Source organism: Oscillibacter ruminantium GH1 (assembly GCF_000307265.1).
Classification (GTDB): Bacteria; Bacillota; Clostridia; order Oscillospirales; family Oscillospiraceae; genus Oscillibacter; species Oscillibacter ruminantium.
In genome coordinates, this window is sequence record NZ_DF158896.1 from 664,325 (window position 1) to 683,965 (window position 19,641).

Sequence of the window (19,641 nt, forward strand, 5' to 3'; positions counted from 1 at the left end):
TGCTTAAGCTCTGCGAGGAGTAACCTGACCAATCTCGCTTTCAAAGAAATGAAAGCTCCGCCGGATGGTTCTTTCCGATTTCGGTAAAGCCTTTTTGTTTCACAAAACGGGTCCCATTTCCTTTTCAACACGTTGAAAAGGAAATGGGACCCGTATTTTAATTTTGGTGCAGTAAACATGCGCCGCCGTCATTCTAAAGGCTGATTTTAGCGCTGTTTTTATTTTTTGTATGCTAATTGAGGGTATCCGCATTTTGCTGGAACAGTTCCGTCACCCGCTCCGCTGTGGCGGGGCAGGAGGAAAGCGCCGGGTCCTTGGCGAGAAGTGTGTCCGCGGCGGCCTGCGCCTCCTTCAAAAGCGCCGCGTCGCAGCCCAAATCCGCTACCCGAAGGCCGGGAAGTCCATGCTGGCGCAGGCCGAAAAAGTCGCCGGGACCCCGAAGCCGCAGGTCCTCCTCCGCGATTTTAAATCCGTCGCCGGTTTGGGTCATGACCCGGAGCCGCTGTCGGGTTTCCTCATTTTTGTTGTCAGAAATTAGAATGCAATAGGATTTGCAGCTTCCCCGGCCCACGCGGCCCCGGAGCTGATGGAGCTGGCTCAGGCCAAACCGCTCCGCGTTTTCTACCACCATGACTGTGGCGTTGGGTACGTCCACGCCCACCTCAATCACCGTGGTGGACACAAGAATGTCTGTTTCTCCGGCAGCAAAGGCGGTCATCACCGATTCCTTTTCCCTCGCCTTCATTTTCCCGTGGACAAAGGCGATCCGCAGATCGCAAAACACCTCAGTCTGCAATTTCTTAGCGTATTCCGTGACAGCTTTTCGCTCGTCCGGCGCGTCCTCATCCTCGGAAACCATAGGGCAGACGATGTAGCATTGACGCCCCTCCTCCACCTGTTTGCGGAGAAATGCGTATAGCCGCTGACGGTAGCCGCCGGAGACGGCCAGCGTGTCGATCTTCTGCCGCCCGGGGGGCAGCTCGTCGATGATGGAGACGTCCAGATCGCCGTATAAAATCAGCGCCAGCGTCCGGGGAATGGGCGTGGCGGACATGACCAGCATGTGGGGGCTTTCTCCCTTAGCCGCCAGCGCCGCCCGCTGGCCCACGCCAAAGCGGTGCTGCTCGTCCGTCACCACCAGTCCTAGATTCTGATACTCCACACCCTCAGAAATCAACGCATGGGTGCCGATGGCGAAATCAATCTCACCCGCCGCCAGCTGTGCGCAGATAGACCGCTTTGTTTTAGCAGTCATGGACCCCGTCAGCAGAGCGCAGCGAATTCCCAGATGCTCCAGTATGGGTGCAAGGCCGTTGTAGTGCTGTTGAGCCAAAATCTCTGTGGGGGCCATAAGCGCCGCCTGCCGACTGTTTTTCACGCAGAAGTACACGCAGGCAGCCGCCACCATGGTTTTGCCGGAGCCAACGTCCCCCTGACACAGCCGATTCATGGGCTTCCCGGAGCGCATGTCCGCCAGCGCTTCATCCACGCATCGCCGCTGGGCGGAAGTTAAGACGAAGGGGAGGACAGCGTAAAACGGCCCCATATCCACCGCTGAGCAGGGGGCCACCCGAACCTCGTCCCGGCGCGAGCGGAGACGGCGCAAACCGATGGTGAATAAAAATAGTTCCTCAAACGCCAGCCGCCGCCGGGCCAAGTCGAGCACCTCGGCAGAGGAGGGGAAGTGGATGTTCTCATAGGCAAAGCCGATGCGGCAAAGGTGGTGCGCTTGCCGGACATCATCCGGCAGTGCGTCCGGCAGGATGGCGGCGCAGGCATCCAGACCTTGTCGGATGGAGCGGGACAAAATCAGCTGGCTCACCCCGGCGGTGAGGGGATAAATGGGAACGATGCGTCCCGTCAGTTCCCCCCGGCCCAGCGGTTCCACAACCGGGTTTGCCATCTGGCGGCGAAGCAGGTTTCCCTCTGCCTTGCCGTAAAAAATATAAGTCTCACCCGCGCTGAGGCTGTTTTTTAGCCATGCCTGATTGAAAAACGTCACGTCCAGCGCGCCGGAGTCGTCCACCGCCCGGAGCTTCACCAGCTCCAGTCCCTTACGAATGCGGGAGAGCGTGGGAGGGGCAGACACCATGGCCTCTACGCAGGCAGTCTCTCCGGGCTGCAAATCCTGAATGCGCTTTGTCTGCGTCCGGTCGTCATAGGCGCGGGGGAAATAGGAGATCAGGTCCCGCAGCGTACAGATATTCAGCTTGGCCAGAGCCTTGGCCCGCTGGCCGCCAATGCCTTTGATGAACTGTACGTCGGAGTTCAGCTCCGTCATGGGGATCGCCTCCTTTTTAAGCAATGCTGCTTTTGCAATGTCGTCTGCTGCCTATTATACCCATTTGTCCCACGATTGGCAAGGCGCGCGATCGGGAGAGCTATGAAGGAGAACTGGGCGGGAGAGAGAACGAAGCAAGCCGGCGAAAGTATACAGAAGACCCTTACCATTGGGCACCGAGAGAGTGTGAGTCAGCCGCATTTTCTTGTAAATCCGCGTATAAAAAGCGCTCCAAATGCCACTGGCATTTGGAGCGCTTTTCAGCTTGCCGGGGCAACGACCTCGGAGGCAGGCTTAAAAATTCAGATTTTGATATTCGACAAACCGATAGGAGATTCCGTCCTCCACAATTGGCTCCGACTGGGAGACAATTTTCCAGCAGGACAGTTTATCCAGATTGGGAAAGAACGTGTCCGCGCCATCCACCACAGCGTCCACACGGGTGAGGTAGACCCGCTTGCACCGGGACAGCATCGACGCGTAAACGCTGCCACCGCCCATGACCCACACATCGTCTGCGGAGGGGTCCACCAGTTTCAGGGCGGCGTCCACGCTGTGGGCAATCTCTGCTCCTTCCCGGACAAACTGGCGGTCGTGGGTGACCACAATGTTGCGCCGTTTGGGCAGCGGTTTCTCGCCGGGAAGAGATTCCAGCGTCCGGCGGCCCATAATGACCGTTCCTCCAGTGGTAAGGGTGCGGAAGCGGCGCATATCCTCTTTCAGATGGAACAAAAGTTGATTGTCCTTGCCGATGGCCCAGTCTTGCGCCGCAGATAAGATTGCGTTCATGAAAAAGCCTCCCTCTTAAATGGCAATGGGGATTTTCGCCTCAAAAGAGGCGGGTGTGTACCCCTCCAGTTTGAAGCTGTCCCGGGTAAAACGGTAAAAATCGGTGACCGTCGGGTCCGCAAAAAACCGGGGCGCGGAGGCGGGCGGCTGCGTCAGCATCTCCTCAATGATGGGGACATGGCGGTCGTAAATGTGAGCGTCCGCAATGACGTGGATCAGTTCTCCAGTCTTCAGACCGGAGACTTGCGCCATCATGTGAACCAGCACGGCGTACTGCACCACGTTCCAGTTGTTGGCGGCCAGCATATCCTGACTGCGCTGGTTCAAAATGGCGTTGAGCGTGCCGCCGGAGACGTTGAAGGTCATGGAGTAGGCACAGGGATAGAGGTGCATTTCGTGAAGGTCCTGAAAATTATAGATATTGGTTAAAATGCGGCGGCTGGCGGGATTATGCTTTAAATCGTACAGCACCCGGTCCACCTGATCAAATTCTCCTTCAGGATATTGATGTTTTACGCCCAGCTGATAGCCGTAGGCCTTGCCGATGGAGCCGGTTTCGTCCGCCCACTGATTCCAGATTTTGGCGTTCAAATCGTGGACATTGTTGGATTTCTTCTGCCAGATCCACAAAAGCTCGTCCACTGCCGTCTTCCAATAAGTACGCCGGAGCGTCAAGATGGGAAATTCGGCGGAAAGATCATAGCGGTTCACAATCCCAAATTTTTTAACGGTGTGGGCGGGGGTTCCGTCCTCCCAGTGGGGACGGACCTGCTGGTTTGTGTCCCAAACGCCGTTTTGCAGGATATCCCGGCAGTTTTGAATGAAAAGTTCGTCCGCGCGGCTCATGATGACCACCTCTGTCCCTTCAAATCGTATTTAAATAGTATAGCAGACACCGCCGTCAGTTTCAACGTCGATTCCCACGGAAAAGGCAAAAAAGCACCTCATAAAATTGCATCTTTTGGCAAAAATATGGTTGCGAATATGCAAAAAGTGCGGTATGATGAAAAAACAGCGGCAAGGCCGCTATTTTTACGCGCGTTTGACGGCCTGCACTTCGGGAACGGAGGGGCCGTCCTGTTGAATTTTGCGATCAAATGGGAAACGAGGGGAGGATAGGCGATGCCGGAGGGACTGGAAGCGGATAAGCGAGGATATCTTTTGGAAAATTTTCGCCTGTTCCACCTAAAAGACACCAGCACAAAGACGCTGGAGTACCACTACCACGAATTTGATAAGATCATTCTCCTTCTGGGCGGCAGGGTGACCTATATGGTGGAGGGCGTGACCTACTTCCTTCAACCTTGGGATTTGCTGCTGGTGCCCCGGAACCAGATTCACCGTGCCATGATTGATCCGGCAGAACCTTATGAACGGATGGTGCTGTGGCTGGGGAGGGAGTGGATGGACCGGCGGAGCGACCCGGACGAGCCGCTGTCTGCCTGCTTCGATCTGGCCTGCCAACGGGGATTCCACCTGCTGCGGACGGACGGAGAGCGCAGACCCTTCTATATGCGCCGGTTTCAGGAGCTGGAAGAGGCACTCCGGTCGCAGGAATACGGCTCCGGGCGGATGGCGGACACCTGCTGCCAGCAGCTTTTGATCGGCGTGAATCGGGATAGTTTGCAGGATCGGACGGCGGAGCGGGAGAAGGATGCCTACCGATCCGATCCGAAAATCGAGGAGATTTTGCGCTATATTGCCGAAAATCTGGAGCAGCCCCTGACGGTGAACGCGCTGGCGGAGCGTTTTTTTCTGAGCCGATACTACCTTATGCACCGGTTTAAAGAAGTCACCGGCTATGCCGTCCACCAGTATATCAGCCAGAAGCGGCTGCTGCTGGCGGGGGAGCTGCTGCGGCAGGGCGTGCCGGTGATGAAAGCGGCGGAGCAGGCGGGATTTGGGGACTATTCCGCATTTTTGCGGGCCTTTCGCGCCACGTTTCACGCCAGCCCCCGGGATTTCCAGCCCCGCGGCTAGTGGATGGAGCCGGGTTTTGTGAAACGCGTCTTCGCCTGTTGTTGGACCACCGCCTAGCGAAACAGGTCCCCGCCTGCGGGCGAGGCTGCTTATTTTGCGGCCTCGTCTTCCTCTTTCCCTGAAAATCCGGGATCATTTTGTGGGGAAGGACAAGAGACGAAAATAGAAAACGGGGGCGGCGGGGGAGAGAAGCCTGCCGGGAAACATTTTGATAAAGATTTAGAGGGCGATATAAAATGGGTGGCGTAATATCAACAAAATTTTCGAATCCGGACCTGCGGAAACTAATTGTTCCGCTGGTGATCGAACAGTTGCTGGCGATCACGGTGGGTCTGGCGGACTCCTTGATGGTGGCCCGCGTGGGCGAGGCGGCGGTATCCGCCGTGTCCTTGGTGGACGCGGTAAACGTGCTGCTGGTCAGTCTGTTTTCCGCGCTGGCCACCGGCGGCGCGGTGGTGGCGGGACAGTACATGGGGCGCAGAGAGATGGAAAAAAGCCAATCGCGCCGGGGCACAGCTGCTGCTGTTTATGGGCGAGTGCGCGGTGGGAATCACGGTGCTGCTCTACTGCATACGTCCGTTTGTGCTTCATGTGGTTTTCGGACAGATTGAGGCGGATGTGGCGGACTACGCCAACACATACTATCTAATTGTGGAGGCATCCACGATTTTTCTTGCCATTTACAACGCCGGAGCGGCGCTGTTCCGCGTAATGGGAAACTCACAGATTTCCATGTGGGTGTCATTGTGGATGAATGTCATCAACGTGGTGGGCAACGCCGTGCTGATTTTTGGGTTTCACCGGGGCGTGGAGGGCGTCGCAATCCCAACGCTGGTATCCCGGGCCGTGGCGGCGGTGGCAATGGTGGTTCTGCTGAAAAAACCCACTTTACCGCTCCATCTGCCGGAAAAATTTTCGTTCCGGCATGAAAAAGCCATTATAAAGAACATTCTGCTGCTGGGCGTGCCCAACGGAGTGGAGGGCAGCATGTTCCAGCTGGGAAAACTGCTGCTGCTCTCGGTTGTCTCCGCCTTCGGCACAGCGTCTGTGGCGGCTAACGCCATCGCCAATACCCTTGCCAGCTTTCAAATTCTGGCGCCGCAGTCCATCGGACTCGGTATGGTAACAGTGGTGTCCCGCTGCGTGGGCGCGGGGGAATTTGAAAGCGCACGGACTTATACCCGCAAGCTGATGCGCTGGGGCTATGTGTCCATGCTGCTGACAAACCTGTTCATTTTCGCGGCGCTGCCGCTGTTGCTGCGGCTTTACAGCCTTTCGGCGGAGGCCACGGATTACGCCCGTATCCTCCTGTTGGCCCACGGGGGCATCGGTATCCTGATTTGGCCCGTGGCGTTTCAGCTGCCGCAAACGCTCCGAGCCGCAGGCGACACCCGGTTTACCATGCTGGTTTCTTCTGCGTCCATGTGGGCGTTTCGGGTGGTGTTGGGCGTGATCATGGCAAAAACATTCCAGATGGGAGTTCTGGGTATGTGGGGAGCCATGTTTGTGGACTGGATCGGGCGCAGCGTTGTATTTGTGATTCGCTACCGGGGTCACCGGTGGGAAACGAAAGCGCTGAAGGATTGACGGAATGCGTCGAAATTTTTGATTGCTGTTGTAAATGCCATCGCTCGGTTTAGTAAATTCTGATATTCTAATGCTATAAGGACGCAGAAAAAACCCGGAGGGCGCCCACAGGCGTCCTCCGGATTTTTGACAGGTTAACAGGCTGCGGAAAATTTACTTCAGAGCTGCTTTTCTCTTGGGAGAGGTATAAGCGGCGGCAAAGCCGATGACAAAGACGATAATGCCGATGATATAACCGATGTTGCCAGCTGTTTCACCGAAGAAGGACCCGATCTGGCCTGACAGAACCAGAACCATGCCCAAAGGAGCAAGAATCTTCATGCAGATGGAGAAGAAGCCGTCGATGCCGTTGCCGCAGCCGGAGTGAATCTCATCCAGCATACTCTTGGGCTGAAGCTCCCAGCCGATCATAACGCTCATCAGCAGCGCGCCCAGAGGCATCGCAATGCCCTCGGAGAGCATATCCATGAAGTCCAGCCAGCAGTCGTTCCAACCGGCGTACTGCACGGTGCCGTCAGCGAGGACCGTGGCTGCCATTTCCTTGAAGGGCACGGGAACGCCGTTGGAGCCGAGACCGTCCACTGCAACGAGAGCGGCCTCCACCATGATGGCGAGGCAGACCAGAAGCACCAGCTTGGGACGGTTGGACTTTTTGCCCTGCTTCGCCGCCCGGTCGATGAAGAACGTGGTAATGACTTCGATCAGGGAGATGGCGGAGGAGATGGCGGCGATCAGCACCAGCAGATAGAAGATTACGCCGAACAGGGGGCCGATGCTGCCCATGCTGTTGAACACGTTTTGCAGGGTCACGAACAGGAGGCTGGGTCCACCCAGAGCGATGTCGCCCACGGGGATGCCCTGCTGGATGCCGTAAGCCACGGCGGCGGGAATCACGGCGATACCGGCCATGGTGGCCACCATGGTATCAGCAATGACGATGATGCCGGAGTTTTTCACCAGATTCTCTTTCTTATCGAGATAAGAACCGTAGGTAATCATGGCGCCCATGGCCAGAGACAGGGAGAAGAACATCTGGCCGCCGGCAGTGGAAATAACCTGAATCAGGCTGGGGGCCTTTTCAATGAAGCCGCCCTCCACCGCATAGCCGGGGACGAACATGAACTTCAGACCCTCGATAGACCCTTCCATGGACAGGCTCTTGATGATGATGATAACCAGCATCACGAACAAGGCGGGCATACCAACTGTGTTGAACTTCTCAATGCCGCCGGAGATGCCGCCCCGGTTGATGATGTAACAGACCACCATAAACAAAAGGGTGAATGCCACGCAGCCCCAGGGATTGGTCAGCATGGAGCCGAACAGGTCCCCACCGGAGATGGGATCGGCCCGGAAGGCCAGATTGCTCAGGTTCAGGGACATGTACTCAATGCAGTAGCCGCCCAGAACGGAGTAGAAGCTCATGATGATGAACGGAGAAAAGACCGCCAGCCATCCAATCCACTTGAACCGGCTGGACACCGCGTGGTACGCGCCGATAGGCCCGGTGCCGGTTTTGCGGCCCAGCGCCAACTCCGCCATCATAATGGTGAAGCCAACGAAGAGCGCCAGCAGCAGATAAACAATCAGGAAGGTGAATCCGCCCGATTTACCCATCTTGTAAGGAAAGCCCCAAATGTTGCCAAGGCCGACGGCCGAGCCGATTGCTGCCAGCAGGAAGCCAATGTTACTTCCCCAACTGCCTCTCTCATTTTCCACAAGTAACCCCTCTTTCTTAAAATAGATTTCTGGATAGAATATACTATGAATAAAGTGTGAAGTCAAGCGAAAATAGTAAAAAGTGTACAAACCACTTTGGAATATATGTGATATATTTAACAAGTTGCACAAAGAAAACGAAAAGAGACTGCGTTTGCAAGCGGGCAACCGCCTGCAGGCAAACCGGGAAAGGACTTAGGAGCATGCTGAATTTTACGCCAATCACCGATGAGGATGGGGATTTTTTACGCCGGTATTATGAAAACTGCGATTTCGGACTGTGTGAATACTCCGTGGGGACAAAGTTCATGTGGGGGGATTACTTCCACCCCGCTTACGCGGAGGCCGCAGGCTGCCTGATCGTCCGCAATGAGGTTGACGGCCGCTTGGTGTTTGACTATCCGGTCCCCGGACCGGAAGGGGACGAGGAGGCGGCGCTCCGCGCGATTGAGGACTGGTGCATGGAAAACGGAATGCCGCCGGTGATCTCGGTGGTTCCGGAGAAACGCGCCTCCAAGCTGCTCCAGCGTTATCCCTATGTGGCGGTGCGCAATGTGCGCACATGGCAGGACTACCTGTACAAAAGAGAGGATTTGCAGACCTTTGCGGGTCGGCGCTACTCCGGGCAGCGAAACCACATCAAAAAATTCCGAACCGCTTATCCCGACGCGGTGTTCCGCCCGCTGACGGAGGCGGACCTTCCGCTGGTGGAGCAGTTTTGGGAGGATTACCGCACGGAATTTTCCAAGGGAGACGATCCCCGGGCCGTTGGAGAGCTGAAGCTGGCCAAACGGATGCTGGAGAAATTGGACAAGCCATGGTTCTTTGGCGGCGGAATGATGAATGGGGACCGACTCATCGCCTTGGCATTGGCGGAGCGGTGCGGTGATACCTTAATCATACACATTGAAAAGGCTTTGTATTCCTACGCGGGCGTTTATCCCACCATGGTGCAGGCTTTTGCGCAGCATTTCGGCGGAGATGTGGTTTGGATCAACCGAGAGGACGACGCCGCCGACCGGGGACTTCGGACCTCCAAATTGCAGTATGGGCCGGATCATCTGGCCCCCAAGTATCATTTTGCGCCGCATAACGAACTGTTGTGCCATGTAAAGGCCATTCCGGAGCTGAAGACGGAGCGGCTGACACTGTCCCAGATGACGGAAGCGGACATCCCCGCCTACAACGCGCTGGTGCTGGATCAGGACCGAAACCGCTGGTGGGGCTATGATGATGTGGCGGGCTTGAAGGGCCCTATGGATGAGCGGAGCTTTTATGAGGTGGCCAAGCGGGATTTTGAAAACTGCGCGGCAGTGAATTTTGCCGTGCGGCTGGATGGAATGCTCATCGGCGAGGCGGTGCTCTATCGCTTTGACTATCGGGGCGGCGCGGAACTGGGCTGCCGCATCGCGAAAGAGTATGAGGGATGGGGATATGGAACCGAGGCGTTTAAAGCCGTGGCGGAGTGGGGACTGTACGGCGTTCATCTGACGCGGGTGGTGGCAAAGTGCTTCAAAGAGAATGCCGCCTCCCGGAAAATGCTGGCCTCCTGTATGCGTCCGGCAGGGGAGGACGAGACTTTTTACTACTTTGAAAAGCTGGTGTAAGTGGAACTGGAGAGCGATTTCCCGCGGTTTTTAACGCAGCTGGACATGAATCACAGGCAGATGGCGCTGGCACTATGAGTCTGCCCGAAGAATACAGGCGGCACCAGAACGAAAGTTCCGGCGCCGCCGTTTATTTTGATTTAAAGTCAAATCAGCCGGGCAGATGCTTTTTTCAGAGGTATTCACATAACTTCCACTCGTAAAATCCATACTAAACCGCAAAAGGGAGGCATGGTATGGAACAGCTTTCAAGCCATTATGGAGATAATGTCCGGTACATGGACGCGCTGCTGGGCGTGGGTCGGTGCTGCGATCTGGTGGCGAGGGACCTTGTAATCGGCGGGCGGAAAGCTCGCCTCTGGGTAATCGACGGTTATGGCCGGGATGCTATTTTGGAGCGCATGGGGGCATTTTGGCTGTCTCTTCGCCCTGAGCAATTGGGCACTCTGAAGGAAATGCAGGATTTCGCGGATCGCTTCATCACGTTTTCAGAGACAAATGTGGCTTATGATGTGGAGGAGATCGTCACCGCGGTTCTGCTGGGCAAGACGCTACTGTTAATGGAAGGAGCCGCCGGCGGCGCGCTGATGGACGCCAAGAACTATCCCTCCCGCAGCGTGGAGGAACCGGCGGACGGCAAGGTCCTTCGCGGGGCCCGCGATGGATTTATCGAGGCCGTTGTTCCCAACATGGCGATGCTGCGCCGCCGCATCCGGGACCCCCATCTGACAATGGAGGGCCACAAGGTGGGCGGACGGAGCCGGACGGATGTGGTGCTGTGCTATCTGGACGACCGGGTGGACACAAAGATTCTGGATCAGCTCCGAAAAAAACTGAAAAAAATCGAGGCTTACTCCCTCTCTATGGGTCAAGAGAGCTTGGCGGAGGCGATCCGACCAAAGCAATGGTACAATCCGTTTCCTAAAATCAGATATACGGAGCGGCCTGATACGGCAGCGGCTTCGGTGATGGAGGGCAGCATCATTGTATTCGTGGACAACACGCCGGCGGTGATGCTGCTGCCCACCACGATTTTCGACTTCACACAGGCGGCAAACGATTTCTATTTTCCGCCTCTGGTGGGGACGTATCTCCGCTTGGTTCGGGTGGGTGTGCTTCTGTTGAGCATGTTTGTGACGCCGATATGGTATCTGCTGGTAAGTGTGCCTGGCCGCCTGCCGGAATGGCTGGAGTTTCTGGCGGAACCGGAACCTTGTGCGCTGCCGCTGCTGGCACAGCTTTTAACGGTCGAATTTTTAATCGACCTTCTAAAGCTGGCATCCCTAAACACGCCGGCGGCGCTGTCCAATTCCTTTTCCATGCTGGGCGCATTGATTCTGGGCGACTTTGCCGTAAAGGCCGAGTGGCTTACCCCGGAGGTCTTGGTGTATATGGCATTCGTGTCCATTTCCGGCTTTTCCCAGCCCAGCTTTGAGCTGGGCTACGCTATGAAGCTGCTGCGGATGCTCCTTTTAATCCTAGCGGCCATGTTCGATATTTGGGGCCTTGTGGGGGGGATTATCTTAATCATCGTGCTGTTGGCCACAAACAAAACGGTGGCTGGGCCGGGCTATCTGTATCCGCTGATCCCCTTCAACGCAAAGGCGCTGAAAAGGCTGCTGCTGCGGGTGCCGATCGGCAAAGAAAATACCTGAGCGGGAACGGTTTGCAACGGGGCTGCGTTTTCAGCCGAGATGCGTTCCCGGTGGGAGGTGAGTCCCCCTGCCGGGAACGCACTGCTGTTCTTGCACGCGGAGCCATTTTGTGATATTCTGATACCTGCGACTAGAGTGACATGACGTCGGCAAAGACGGAACCGCGCCGTATACGGTGGGCTGAAGAGAGGGAAAAAAGCCATGGATATCAAAAAGAGACATCAGAAGAATGAACGCAAAAATTTTATGGAAGCTATGCAAAAGGAACTGCGGGAGCATAAAAGCTCCTTCATTGTGTTCTCAATCCTCCGAATGCTTGTGTTTTTTTCTCTGGCGCGCCAGATTTGGCGGGGCAGCTATGAAAGCGCCTTCTTCTGTACGCTGACACTGCTGCTGCTCTATGTTCCCAGCTGGGTGCAGGTGCGGCTGCGGATTGAGCTGCCCCCTCCTCTGGAGATCACGGTGCTGTGCTTTATCTTTGCAGCGGAGATTCTGGGAGAGGTCAACGCGTTTTACATCGTAATCCCCTTCTGGGACACGATTTTGCACACGCTCAACGGCTTTCTTGCCGCGGCGGTGGGCTTTTCCATGGTGGTGCTTTTGAATGACGACCCGCGCTTGACGTTCGATCTGTCTCCGGTATTTATGGCGCTGATGGCGTTCTGCTTTTCCATGACCATCGGCGTACTGTGGGAATTTTTTGAGTTTGGCTGCGACTATTTTCTGGGAACCGACATGCAGAAGGACACCATCGTTCACGCGCTCCACACGGTGGCGCTGGATGTGACCCGAACGAACAAGGTGGTGTCGATTCCGAATATCACCGATGTGGCGATTAACGGCGAAAGTTTGGGACTTGGCGGATATCTGGACATCGGCCTCATCGACACCATGAAGGATCTGTTTGTGAACTTTATCGGTGCGGTGGTCTTTTCCGTCACCGGATTTTTCTATGTGAAGAGTCAGGGAAGAAAGAAATCGGCGGCGCAGAATTTTGTCCCCAGCCCCAAGGAGGCGGACCGGGACTATTTACAGCAGGCTCGGGATCGCAGCGCTGCGGAGGAAGCTGAGTCCGCGCCGGAAACGGAAAAACCCAAGGAGCAGGCGGGAAAACCAGAGGATGGAACCGCAGGGCCGGAGAGCGGTCAGCGATGAAAAGGAGAGCGATTTTTTGAAGGCATTTCAGCAATGGATCACGGACAACAGTTATGCCCGAGAGGTGGAGCTGAGTTTTGTCGACTGTGACCGGAACAAAAATGTTCGCCCCGCAAAGCTGCTGAGTCTGGTGGCGGCGGCAGGGGGATACGACTATGACGCGCGGGGACTGACCCATCAAAAGCTCTATGAGATGGGGCAGGTGTTCTTGCTGTCCGGTATCGCTCTGCGGATTCACCGCAGGCCCGTCAACCGGGAGGTACTTACCATCACCACATGGGAGGACGGCGCCCACGGGGCGCATATGCGCCGGGTCTATGAGATCACGGACGAAAGCGGAGCGGTGTGCGTCAGCGCAAAGAGCGAATGGATTTTGATTGATCCGGCGGACCGTAAAATTCTGCGTCCCGCCAGCTTCACCGGCAAGCCTCTGACCACCTGTCCCAAATCCATTGACTGTCCGGACTGCCGCCGGATTACTCTGCCCCGGGAGGGGACGGAGATGCTGGGAACCCGCCTTGTCCGCTGGTCCGATTTGGATGGAAACGGCCATGTGTACAGCGGGAATTACGGTGACATTGTCTGGGATGTTCTGCCCGCCGATTTGCAGGGCGCGCCGCTGCGGGAGCTGTACATCAATTACAGCAGGGAGGCATTGCTTGGCGAAACGCTGACCCTTCAGGGCTTTCGGGAGGGGAACAGCTATACCGTTGAGGGCCGTCTGGAAGAGGGACACTGCTTTTCCTGCCGGTGTGAGTTTGACCCGGATTGAACGGAGCGAAAGAACAAGAACATCCAGGGCTATACCGCACAAAGAACGTCTAGTGGCTTTGCACACTGCTTGCTTGCATAGTTTCCGCCATCTTCCGCATCAATTTTTCGCCATACGTCAGCATGACGGCAAAATTCCGATACAATTTGACAAAAAATCGAACTGCGCAATTTGCACGCAATCTCTGTGCGGTGTTACCCTAGGCGGCATCCTGCCATTTTTGCAGGATGCTGCTTTTTCTTTACAGACGGAACGCCGCCTCCGGGATTTATCCCGGAGGCGGCGTTTTCAGGTTTCAAAGAAATTACAGATTTTCAAGATCACGAGGAGTTGCCACCATGTCCCGCCGAATTTCGGACAGACTGTGCGCACCGCACATGGCCATGGTGTCGGCAAGCTCCGCCTTCAGTTTGTCCACATAGGTCTGAACACCCTCGGCTCCGCCGCCATACACCATGGTGACGAAGGGGCGGCCGATCAAAACCGCGTCCGCGCCCAGAGCCAGCGCCTTAAACACGTCCATACCGGTGCGGATGCCGCCGTCCACAAAAATGGTCAGCTTGCCGCCCACCGCGTCCGCGATGGCGGGCAGGACTTCCGCCGTGGCGGGACAGTTGTCCAGCACGCGGCCGCCGTGGTTGGAGACGACAATGCCGCTGGCCCCGGCCCGCAGGGCCTTTTTCGCGCCCTCAACGGTCATGATGCCCTTGAGGATAAAGGGCTTTTTCGCCCACGCGGCAATCTGCTTCAGCTCATCCACCGTTTTGCTGCCGGCAGGAGGCTGCATATTCTTCAGGAAGGGCAGTCCCGCCGCGTCGATATCCATGGCAACGGCAAAGGGGTCCGCCGTGTTAGTCAGCGTCATCTTCTCCTGAATCAGCTCCATGTTCCAGGGTTTGATGGTGGGGACGCCGTGTCCATGGCTGGAGGCGATGGCCTTTACCGCGCCTTCCACCACGGCGGGGTTGGTGCCGTCGCCGGTGAAGGCGGCGATGCCCGCGGCGGCGCAAGCGGAAACCAGAATGTCGTTATAGGTAAGGTCGTCGTACTTGTCGCCGTAATGCAGCGTCATGGCGCCCACAGGCGCGGCGAACACCGGCAGATCAAAGGTCTGGCCGAAGACCTTGAAGGAGGTGTCTGCGGGCTTGTTCTCGCCAATGGTGTCCATGTTGACGCACAGCTCCTGCCACTTCTGATAGTTGCGGATGAAGCCGGTTCCGATTCCCTTGGCTCCGGGGCCGGGAACGGTGTTCTTGCAGGCCATGCCGTTGCAGACCGGGCAGGCCTTGCAGTGAGGCCCTACGCATGTGCGGGCGTTTTCCAGAACTTCCTGATATGTCATGATCTTTTTCCTCCCATGATGCGCGAGGTTTCGCGCATGTGCTGCCGCTATTTTAACGCCGTATCAAAAAAAAGGCAAGGAATCCTGCAACATTTTTCCAGTGCTTTTCGTCTAAGTAAGCAAACGCCTCCGCACGGAAGACGGAGCGCGAAAAAGCAAGGAGGAACAAACGATGAAAAGAGCACTTGCATGGATTTCGGCCTTGATCTGCATAACGACCCTGCTGGCGGGCTGCGGCGCTTCTACCGGAAGCGGAGCCGCGATGAACGCATCTCCCTCGGCCGCGGCGGAGACGACGGAAGCCGCCAAGGGAAATTACGGGGGAATGGAGTTTTTCAACAGTGATTCGGCGGCGGATGCCGACCGGGCGGATACCGGACGTACAGACGAGGCCAAGCGCATCTACACTGCGGATCTGAACATGGAGACCACTGCCTTTGACGACGCGGCGAAGGGCTTGACCGCGCTGGTTGGCGAACTGGGCGGCTGGATGCAGAGCAGCGGCGTGGATTACGGCGGTTCCGGCTACCGGCGCGGAAATTATACCGTCCGGGTCCCGCAGGAAAAGTTCGACGCATTTCTCACCCGGGCAGGGGAGCTGTGCCATGTGACTTACAGCTATACCAACGTGGAGGACGTGTCGGAGTATTACTACGACACCGCCGGGCGGCTATCCACCCAGCAGACCAAGCTGGAGCGGCTTCAAACCCTTCTTTCCAAGGCGGAGAGCATGGAGGACATCATCACCATTGAAAGCGCCATCTCCGACACGGAACAGCAGATCGAGTCCCTTTCCGGCGAGTTGAAGCACTACGATTCCCAGATCGACTATGCCACGGTAAACATTTCTCTGAACGAGGTCTATCAGCTCTCCAACGTAGAGCAGCCCGCCACCGGGTTTGCCAGCCGCATCGGGGCGGCGCTCTCCTCCGGGGCGCACGGGTTCGTGACGTTTTTGCAGAGCGTTCTCGTGTTTTTGGCCTATGCTTGGGTCTGGGTGCTGCTGATTGCGGCGGCGCTGGCCGGGGCGATCTACATCCGTCGCAAGAGGAGAGCGCTACCCAAGACGGGGCAAAAGCCACAGGCGGAAAAGAAGGATGACAAAACGGAGTAAATTCGTTATAATGGCTGCATAAACGGCCCCGTGGTGCGGATGGGCGTTTCCGCTCGGGGATTCCAATGAAAGGAAGGACACTTCTCATGACGATCACATGGCAGGGCCATTCCTGCTTTCTTCTGGAACAGGACGGTTTTCGGATTGTAACGGACCCCTATACCGGCGTTCCCGGCTATCCACCGCTGGAGCTGGAGGCCCATGAAGTCTATTGCAGCCACGGCCATTTTGACCATAATTACACGGACGCGGTACGGCTGCTGCCCAAGGCGGACAGTCCCTTCACCGTGGAGGAAGTCGATTCGTTCCATGACGAGAAGGCAGGCGCGCTGCGGGGCGGGAACACCATCCGGGTTTTCTCGGCGGGCGGCGTGCGCGTCTGCCATCTGGGGGATTTAGGACATCCGCTTTCGAAGCAGCAGCTTGCCGCCATCGGCAAATGCGACGTAGCATTGGTTCCCGTGGGTGGGACCTACACGGTGGACGCCGCCGGGGCAAAGGCCGTGTGCGATGGGCTGAATCCCCGGTGCGTGGTTCCCATGCACTACCGGCACGTGCCTTATGGTTTGGAGACGGTCACCGGTGTGGAAGACTTTTTGCGCCTGTGGCCATCGGCGGCGGTACAGCGCTTACCCGGCAATTCCTTTACCTATCTTCCCAAGGAGGGCGGCGGGGAGTGCGCGCCCGCAGTTCTTGTTTTGAAGTATCCCGTCTGAGCGCATAGTTTCCCGCCTTTTGCGTAAACTGTTTCGGAAGGCAGTTTTTGGATGGGGGGCGGAGGCTTGGGCAGAGCGGTGCGGCAGCGCAGACTCTTTTGGGCGCTGGGCGGTTTTCTTTTCACCGTGGCAGTGGGGACGGCGCTGCATTTTCTTTGGAAATGGACGGGAGAAAACCGCATTGCGGCGGCATTTTTATCTGTGAACGAATCCGTCTGGGAACATATGAAGCTGCTGTTTTTTCCGGCGTTTTTATTCTCTATGATCGAAGTTTGGTTTCAGGATTCCCCCAACTTTCTGGCGTCCCGGGGAATTTCCCTCTGGGTGGGGACGGCGCTGATCCCGCTGCTCTTTTACACGTATACCGGCATTGTGGGTGTACACGTTCTCTGGGCGGATATCGCCGTATTTCTGATCGCGGCGGCGGCAGTCTTTTTGCTGGACCTGTGCCTGCGGCGGACGGGACGGCTCACCTCCGGCTGGCAGCAGGCGGCGGGCCTTGCGGCGCTGTGGGCGCTGGCGCTGGTGTTCGTGCTGTGGACCTATCGTCCGCCCCATCTGCCCTTGTTTTGGGATGCGGCAGCGGGCGTATACGGCGTTCCTTCGTAAACTATTTGTAAACACCCCCTGAAACGGAGACGTTTCAGGGGGCTTTCCCTTGACCGGAGACTTTGCGCAGTAGTATAATAACTTATTGAAATTTGAGGCGAGGAGGCCTTTTATGACCATTCACAAACCAGTTGCCCCGTTTTATGCGGTGGCTGCCGTGGCTCTGGGGTATGCGCTGCTGTTTCCCCTGTATCAGCCCATGCACTTTGCCTTGCTGGCGGCGATTGTGCTGGCGGTGTTTTTCGGCGTGACGCTGCTGTGCAAGGGTGTGGCGCCCAAAGCTGCCGAAACGGAGAAAAAAGCAGAGGCAAAGCCTGCGCAGGAGAAATCCACCGGAAATCCCCAGCTGGACAAAATGCTGAAGGACGGACGGCTGGCCATCGCCGAGATGCGGCGGCTGGACGACAACATTGCAGATCCGGGAATCTCAGCCGATATTGTGCGGCTGGAGCAGGTGTCTCAAAAGATTTTTGATTTTGTGAAGGAAAACCCGGATAAGCTCCCCCAAATTCGCAAGTTTATGGACTACTACCTGCCTACCACGCTCAAGCTGCTCAATTCCTATGACCGGGCCGCATCCGCCGGTGTGACCGGGGAGAACATCAACTCCCTGCTCTCCAAGGTGGAGGGGATGATGCGCACCATCGTGGCGGCATTTGAAAAGCAGCTGGACAGTTTGTTTGGCAGCGAGAATCTGGACATTTCCACGGATATCACGGTGCTGGAAACCATGATGGCCCGGGAGGGTCTGGTGGGCGACCAGCTCCATGCCCAAACCAATCCGCCGGATGACGGCGATATCAAACTGGAGCTTTGATGAAGAAGCAGGACTTGGACGAAGAGGAGCGCCCGCTGGAAGACTGGCGGATGCAGATTTTGAGCGCGGCTTTGGCCTATGCCACCGCAGCCGTTTCATGGAGCGTTTCGGACGACTGGACGTGGACGCGCCTGATCGCTGTGATTTCCGTTGCGCAGGGGATTCACAGCACAGTCCGCGCCGTTCTGAGCTGGCGGGAAGCGCGGGAGCGTGAAGCGGATGAATGGTAGTTTTTATGGTTCAAAGGAACAGACTATAAAAATGATGTAATTAAACGGAGGAAGAAACAATGCCTGATGAGAACAGCATGATGCCCGAACTGACTCTGGAGCCTACACAGGCCGCCGCGGCGGAAGCCGTCCCGGAGCTGACGCTGGAGAACACCGCCGTCCCTACCCCCGCTGCGCCTGCGGCTGCGGCCCCTAAGCCGGAGGTCACTCCCGTTCAGATGGATGAAAATTTGCTGAACGAGCAGGAGAAGAAGGCGGTGGAGGAGTTCTCCAAAAAGATCGACATCTCCGACTCCAATATGATCTTGCAGTACGGCGCAGCGGCGCAGAAAAACGTGGCGGGCTTTTCCGAGAGCGCTCTCAGCTCTGTGAAGACCAAGGATTTGGGAGACGTGGGCAAGTCTTTGTCCGAGCTGGTGGTGGAACTGAAGGGCTTTGGCGAGGACGAGGAGAAAAAGGGCCTGTTCGGCATGTTCAAAAAGGCCGGCAACAAGATGGAGACGATGAAGGCCCAGTATTCCAAGGTGGAGACGAATGTGGACCGCATCTCCCACGAGCTGGAGCAGCATCAAATCACGCTGATGAAGGACGTGGCGATGTTCGACCAGATGTATGAGCTGAATCTGAAATATTACAAGGAACTGACCATGTATATTCTGGCGGGGAAGAAAAAGCTGAACGCGTACCGCGCCGGGGAACTGGAAGAACTGCGCAAAAAGGCGGAGGCCAGCGGTGCGCAGGAAGACGCGCAGGCATACAATGACAAGGTTCAGATGTGCGAGCGGTTTGAAAAGAAAATTCACGATTTGGAGCTGACCCGCATGATCTCCGTCCAGATGGGTCCCCAGACCCGTCTGCTGCAAAACAACGATACGCTGATGGTGGAGAAGATTCAGTCCTCTCTTGTGAACACCATTCCGCTGTGGAAATCGCAGATGGTGCTGGCGCTGGGTCTGGAGCATTCCCGTCAGGCCACCGCGGCGCAGTCCGCCGTCACCAACATGACCAATGAGCTGCTGAAAAAGAACGCGGATATGCTGAAAATGGGTACCATCGCCACGGCCAAGGAGGCGGAGCGCAGCGTGGTGGACATTGAGACGCTGCAGCACACCAACCAGCAGTTGATTTCCACGCTGGACGAGGTGATGAACATTCAGCGGGAGGGCGCGGCAAAGCGCAAAGAGGCTGAGGTGGAACTGGGCCGTATCGAAGGCGAGCTGAAGCAGAAGCTGATGGAGCTGCATAACTGAGCGGTAGGACCGGTCCCC

At 56.7% G+C, this 19,641-nt stretch carries 18 protein-coding genes; 13 read left to right on the forward strand and 5 right to left on the reverse strand.

What is annotated here, in order from left to right:
- Positions 1-232: 232 nt before the first annotated feature.
- The 3 genes from recG to thyA form a co-directional block, all read right to left on the reverse strand.
- Positions 233-2,281 carry an ATP-dependent DNA helicase RecG gene (gene recG / locus ON16_RS03190; RefSeq protein WP_040659330.1) on the reverse strand — a complete coding sequence of 683 codons (2,049 nt, stop codon included), beginning with the start codon at positions 2,279-2,281 and terminating at the stop codon, positions 233-235.
- A 294-nt stretch (positions 2,282-2,575) separates the two neighbouring features.
- Positions 2,576-3,070 carry a dihydrofolate reductase gene (locus ON16_RS03195; protein ID WP_040659332.1) on the reverse strand — a complete coding sequence of 165 codons (495 nt, stop codon included), beginning with the start codon at positions 3,068-3,070 and terminating at the stop codon, positions 2,576-2,578.
- A 15-nt stretch (positions 3,071-3,085) separates the two neighbouring features.
- The gene (gene thyA, locus ON16_RS03200) at positions 3,086-3,916 is read right to left on the reverse strand and encodes a thymidylate synthase (RefSeq protein ID WP_040659335.1); all 831 of its coding nucleotides are present in this window, start codon (positions 3,914-3,916) and stop codon (positions 3,086-3,088) included.
- Positions 3,917-4,192: 276 nt separating this feature from the next.
- Here thyA and ON16_RS03210 point away from each other — a divergent pair, with 276 nt between their 5' ends.
- From ON16_RS03210 to ON16_RS03215, 3 genes are all read left to right on the forward strand, one after another.
- Complete coding sequence (locus ON16_RS03210) at positions 4,193-5,050, forward strand: helix-turn-helix domain-containing protein (protein ID WP_040659339.1); 858 nt, start codon at positions 4,193-4,195, stop codon at positions 5,048-5,050.
- A 236-nt stretch (positions 5,051-5,286) separates the two neighbouring features.
- Positions 5,287-5,661 (forward strand): MATE family efflux transporter, encoded by a 375-nt coding sequence (locus tag ON16_RS16330; RefSeq protein WP_369384277.1) that lies wholly within the window; start codon positions 5,287-5,289, stop codon positions 5,659-5,661.
- Positions 5,579-6,637: an MATE family efflux transporter gene (locus ON16_RS03215; RefSeq protein ID WP_369384278.1), complete on the forward strand. Its 1,059-nt coding sequence runs from the start codon at positions 5,579-5,581 to the stop codon at positions 6,635-6,637. Before ON16_RS16330 ends, ON16_RS03215 begins: the two co-directional genes overlap by 83 nt.
- A 153-nt stretch (positions 6,638-6,790) precedes the next feature.
- Here ON16_RS03215 and ON16_RS03220 read toward each other — a convergent pair whose 3' ends face one another.
- Positions 6,791-8,356: a sodium-dependent transporter gene (locus ON16_RS03220; protein ID WP_081579574.1), complete on the reverse strand. Its 1,566-nt coding sequence runs from the start codon at positions 8,354-8,356 to the stop codon at positions 6,791-6,793.
- Positions 8,357-8,559: 203 nt separating this feature from the next.
- On the opposite strand from ON16_RS03220, the gene ON16_RS03225 reads away from it, so the two are divergent.
- From ON16_RS03225 to ON16_RS03240, 4 genes are all read left to right on the forward strand, one after another.
- A complete protein-coding gene (locus ON16_RS03225) occupies positions 8,560-9,963 on the forward strand; it encodes a GNAT family N-acetyltransferase (protein WP_040659341.1) in 1,404 nt (467 codons plus the stop codon).
- Positions 9,964-10,199: 236 nt separating this feature from the next.
- Entirely contained in the window at positions 10,200-11,618 is a 1,419-nt protein-coding gene (locus tag ON16_RS03230) for a spore germination protein (protein ID WP_051131499.1), read from the forward strand.
- 201 nt (positions 11,619-11,819) lie between these two features.
- Positions 11,820-12,773: a DUF2238 domain-containing protein gene (locus ON16_RS03235; RefSeq protein ID WP_051131500.1), complete on the forward strand. Its 954-nt coding sequence runs from the start codon at positions 11,820-11,822 to the stop codon at positions 12,771-12,773.
- Positions 12,739-13,545, forward strand: a complete 807-nt coding sequence (locus ON16_RS03240; RefSeq protein WP_243441751.1) for an acyl-[acyl-carrier-protein] thioesterase — start codon at positions 12,739-12,741, stop codon at positions 13,543-13,545. Before ON16_RS03235 ends, ON16_RS03240 begins: the two co-directional genes overlap by 35 nt.
- 304 nt (positions 13,546-13,849) lie before the next feature.
- On the opposite strand, the gene ON16_RS03245 is transcribed toward ON16_RS03240, so the two are convergent.
- Positions 13,850-14,887 (reverse strand): alpha-hydroxy-acid oxidizing protein, encoded by a 1,038-nt coding sequence (locus tag ON16_RS03245; protein ID WP_040659344.1) that lies wholly within the window; start codon positions 14,885-14,887, stop codon positions 13,850-13,852.
- Between the two features lie 172 nt (positions 14,888-15,059).
- Between ON16_RS03245 and ON16_RS03250 the strand changes: the two genes are divergently transcribed.
- The 6 genes from ON16_RS03250 to ON16_RS03275 all read left to right on the forward strand — a co-directional run bounded on the left by ON16_RS03250 (position 15,060) and on the right by ON16_RS03275 (position 19,623).
- Positions 15,060-16,001, forward strand: coding sequence for a DUF4349 domain-containing protein (locus ON16_RS03250; RefSeq protein WP_040659346.1), 942 nt, complete (start codon positions 15,060-15,062; stop codon positions 15,999-16,001).
- Positions 16,002-16,087: 86 nt separating this feature from the next.
- The gene (locus tag ON16_RS03255) at positions 16,088-16,717 is read left to right on the forward strand and encodes an MBL fold metallo-hydrolase (protein ID WP_040659348.1); all 630 of its coding nucleotides are present in this window, start codon (positions 16,088-16,090) and stop codon (positions 16,715-16,717) included.
- Between the two features lie 66 nt (positions 16,718-16,783).
- Positions 16,784-17,326: a DUF6512 family protein gene (locus ON16_RS03260; protein WP_243441752.1), complete on the forward strand. Its 543-nt coding sequence runs from the start codon at positions 16,784-16,786 to the stop codon at positions 17,324-17,326.
- A gap of 112 nt (positions 17,327-17,438) precedes the next feature.
- Complete coding sequence (locus ON16_RS03265) at positions 17,439-18,143, forward strand: 5-bromo-4-chloroindolyl phosphate hydrolysis family protein (RefSeq protein ID WP_040659350.1); 705 nt, start codon at positions 17,439-17,441, stop codon at positions 18,141-18,143.
- The gene (locus ON16_RS03270) at positions 18,143-18,373 is read left to right on the forward strand and encodes a hypothetical protein (RefSeq protein WP_040659352.1); all 231 of its coding nucleotides are present in this window, start codon (positions 18,143-18,145) and stop codon (positions 18,371-18,373) included. Before ON16_RS03265 ends, ON16_RS03270 begins: the two co-directional genes overlap by 1 nt.
- Positions 18,374-18,432: 59 nt before the next feature.
- Positions 18,433-19,623 (forward strand): toxic anion resistance protein, encoded by a 1,191-nt coding sequence (locus ON16_RS03275; protein ID WP_040659354.1) that lies wholly within the window; start codon positions 18,433-18,435, stop codon positions 19,621-19,623.
- Positions 19,624-19,641 lie beyond the last annotated feature (18 nt).

Bases quoted from the DNA above. Each gene is read 5' to 3' on its own strand.
- ON16_RS03255 (WP_040659348.1), top strand. From the start codon at position 16,088: ATGACGATCACATGGCAGGGCCATTCCTGCTTTCTTCTGGAACAGGAC.
- ON16_RS03275 (WP_040659354.1), top strand. From the start codon at position 18,433: ATGCCTGATGAGAACAGCATGATGCCCGAACTGACTCTGGAGCCTACA.
- ON16_RS03195 (WP_040659332.1), bottom strand. From the start codon at position 3,070: ATGAACGCAATCTTATCTGCGGCGCAAGACTGGGCCATCGGCAAGGAC.
- ON16_RS03235 (WP_051131500.1), top strand. From the start codon at position 11,820: ATGGATATCAAAAAGAGACATCAGAAGAATGAACGCAAAAATTTTATG.
- ON16_RS03225 (WP_040659341.1), top strand. From the start codon at position 8,560: ATGCTGAATTTTACGCCAATCACCGATGAGGATGGGGATTTTTTACGC.
- ON16_RS03230 (WP_051131499.1), top strand. From the start codon at position 10,200: ATGGAACAGCTTTCAAGCCATTATGGAGATAATGTCCGGTACATGGAC.
- ON16_RS03265 (WP_040659350.1), top strand. From the start codon at position 17,439: ATGACCATTCACAAACCAGTTGCCCCGTTTTATGCGGTGGCTGCCGTG.
- ON16_RS03270 (WP_040659352.1), top strand. From the start codon at position 18,143: ATGAAGAAGCAGGACTTGGACGAAGAGGAGCGCCCGCTGGAAGACTGG.
- thyA (WP_040659335.1), bottom strand. From the start codon at position 3,916: ATGAGCCGCGCGGACGAACTTTTCATTCAAAACTGCCGGGATATCCTG.
- ON16_RS03210 (WP_040659339.1), top strand. From the start codon at position 4,193: ATGCCGGAGGGACTGGAAGCGGATAAGCGAGGATATCTTTTGGAAAAT.
- ON16_RS03250 (WP_040659346.1), top strand. From the start codon at position 15,060: ATGAAAAGAGCACTTGCATGGATTTCGGCCTTGATCTGCATAACGACC.
- recG (WP_040659330.1), bottom strand. From the start codon at position 2,281: ATGACGGAGCTGAACTCCGACGTACAGTTCATCAAAGGCATTGGCGGC.
- ON16_RS03215 (WP_369384278.1), top strand. From the start codon at position 5,579: ATGGGCGAGTGCGCGGTGGGAATCACGGTGCTGCTCTACTGCATACGT.
- ON16_RS03245 (WP_040659344.1), bottom strand. From the start codon at position 14,887: ATGACATATCAGGAAGTTCTGGAAAACGCCCGCACATGCGTAGGGCCT.
- ON16_RS03240 (WP_243441751.1), top strand. From the start codon at position 12,739: ATGGAACCGCAGGGCCGGAGAGCGGTCAGCGATGAAAAGGAGAGCGAT.
- ON16_RS16330 (WP_369384277.1), top strand. From the start codon at position 5,287: ATGGGTGGCGTAATATCAACAAAATTTTCGAATCCGGACCTGCGGAAA.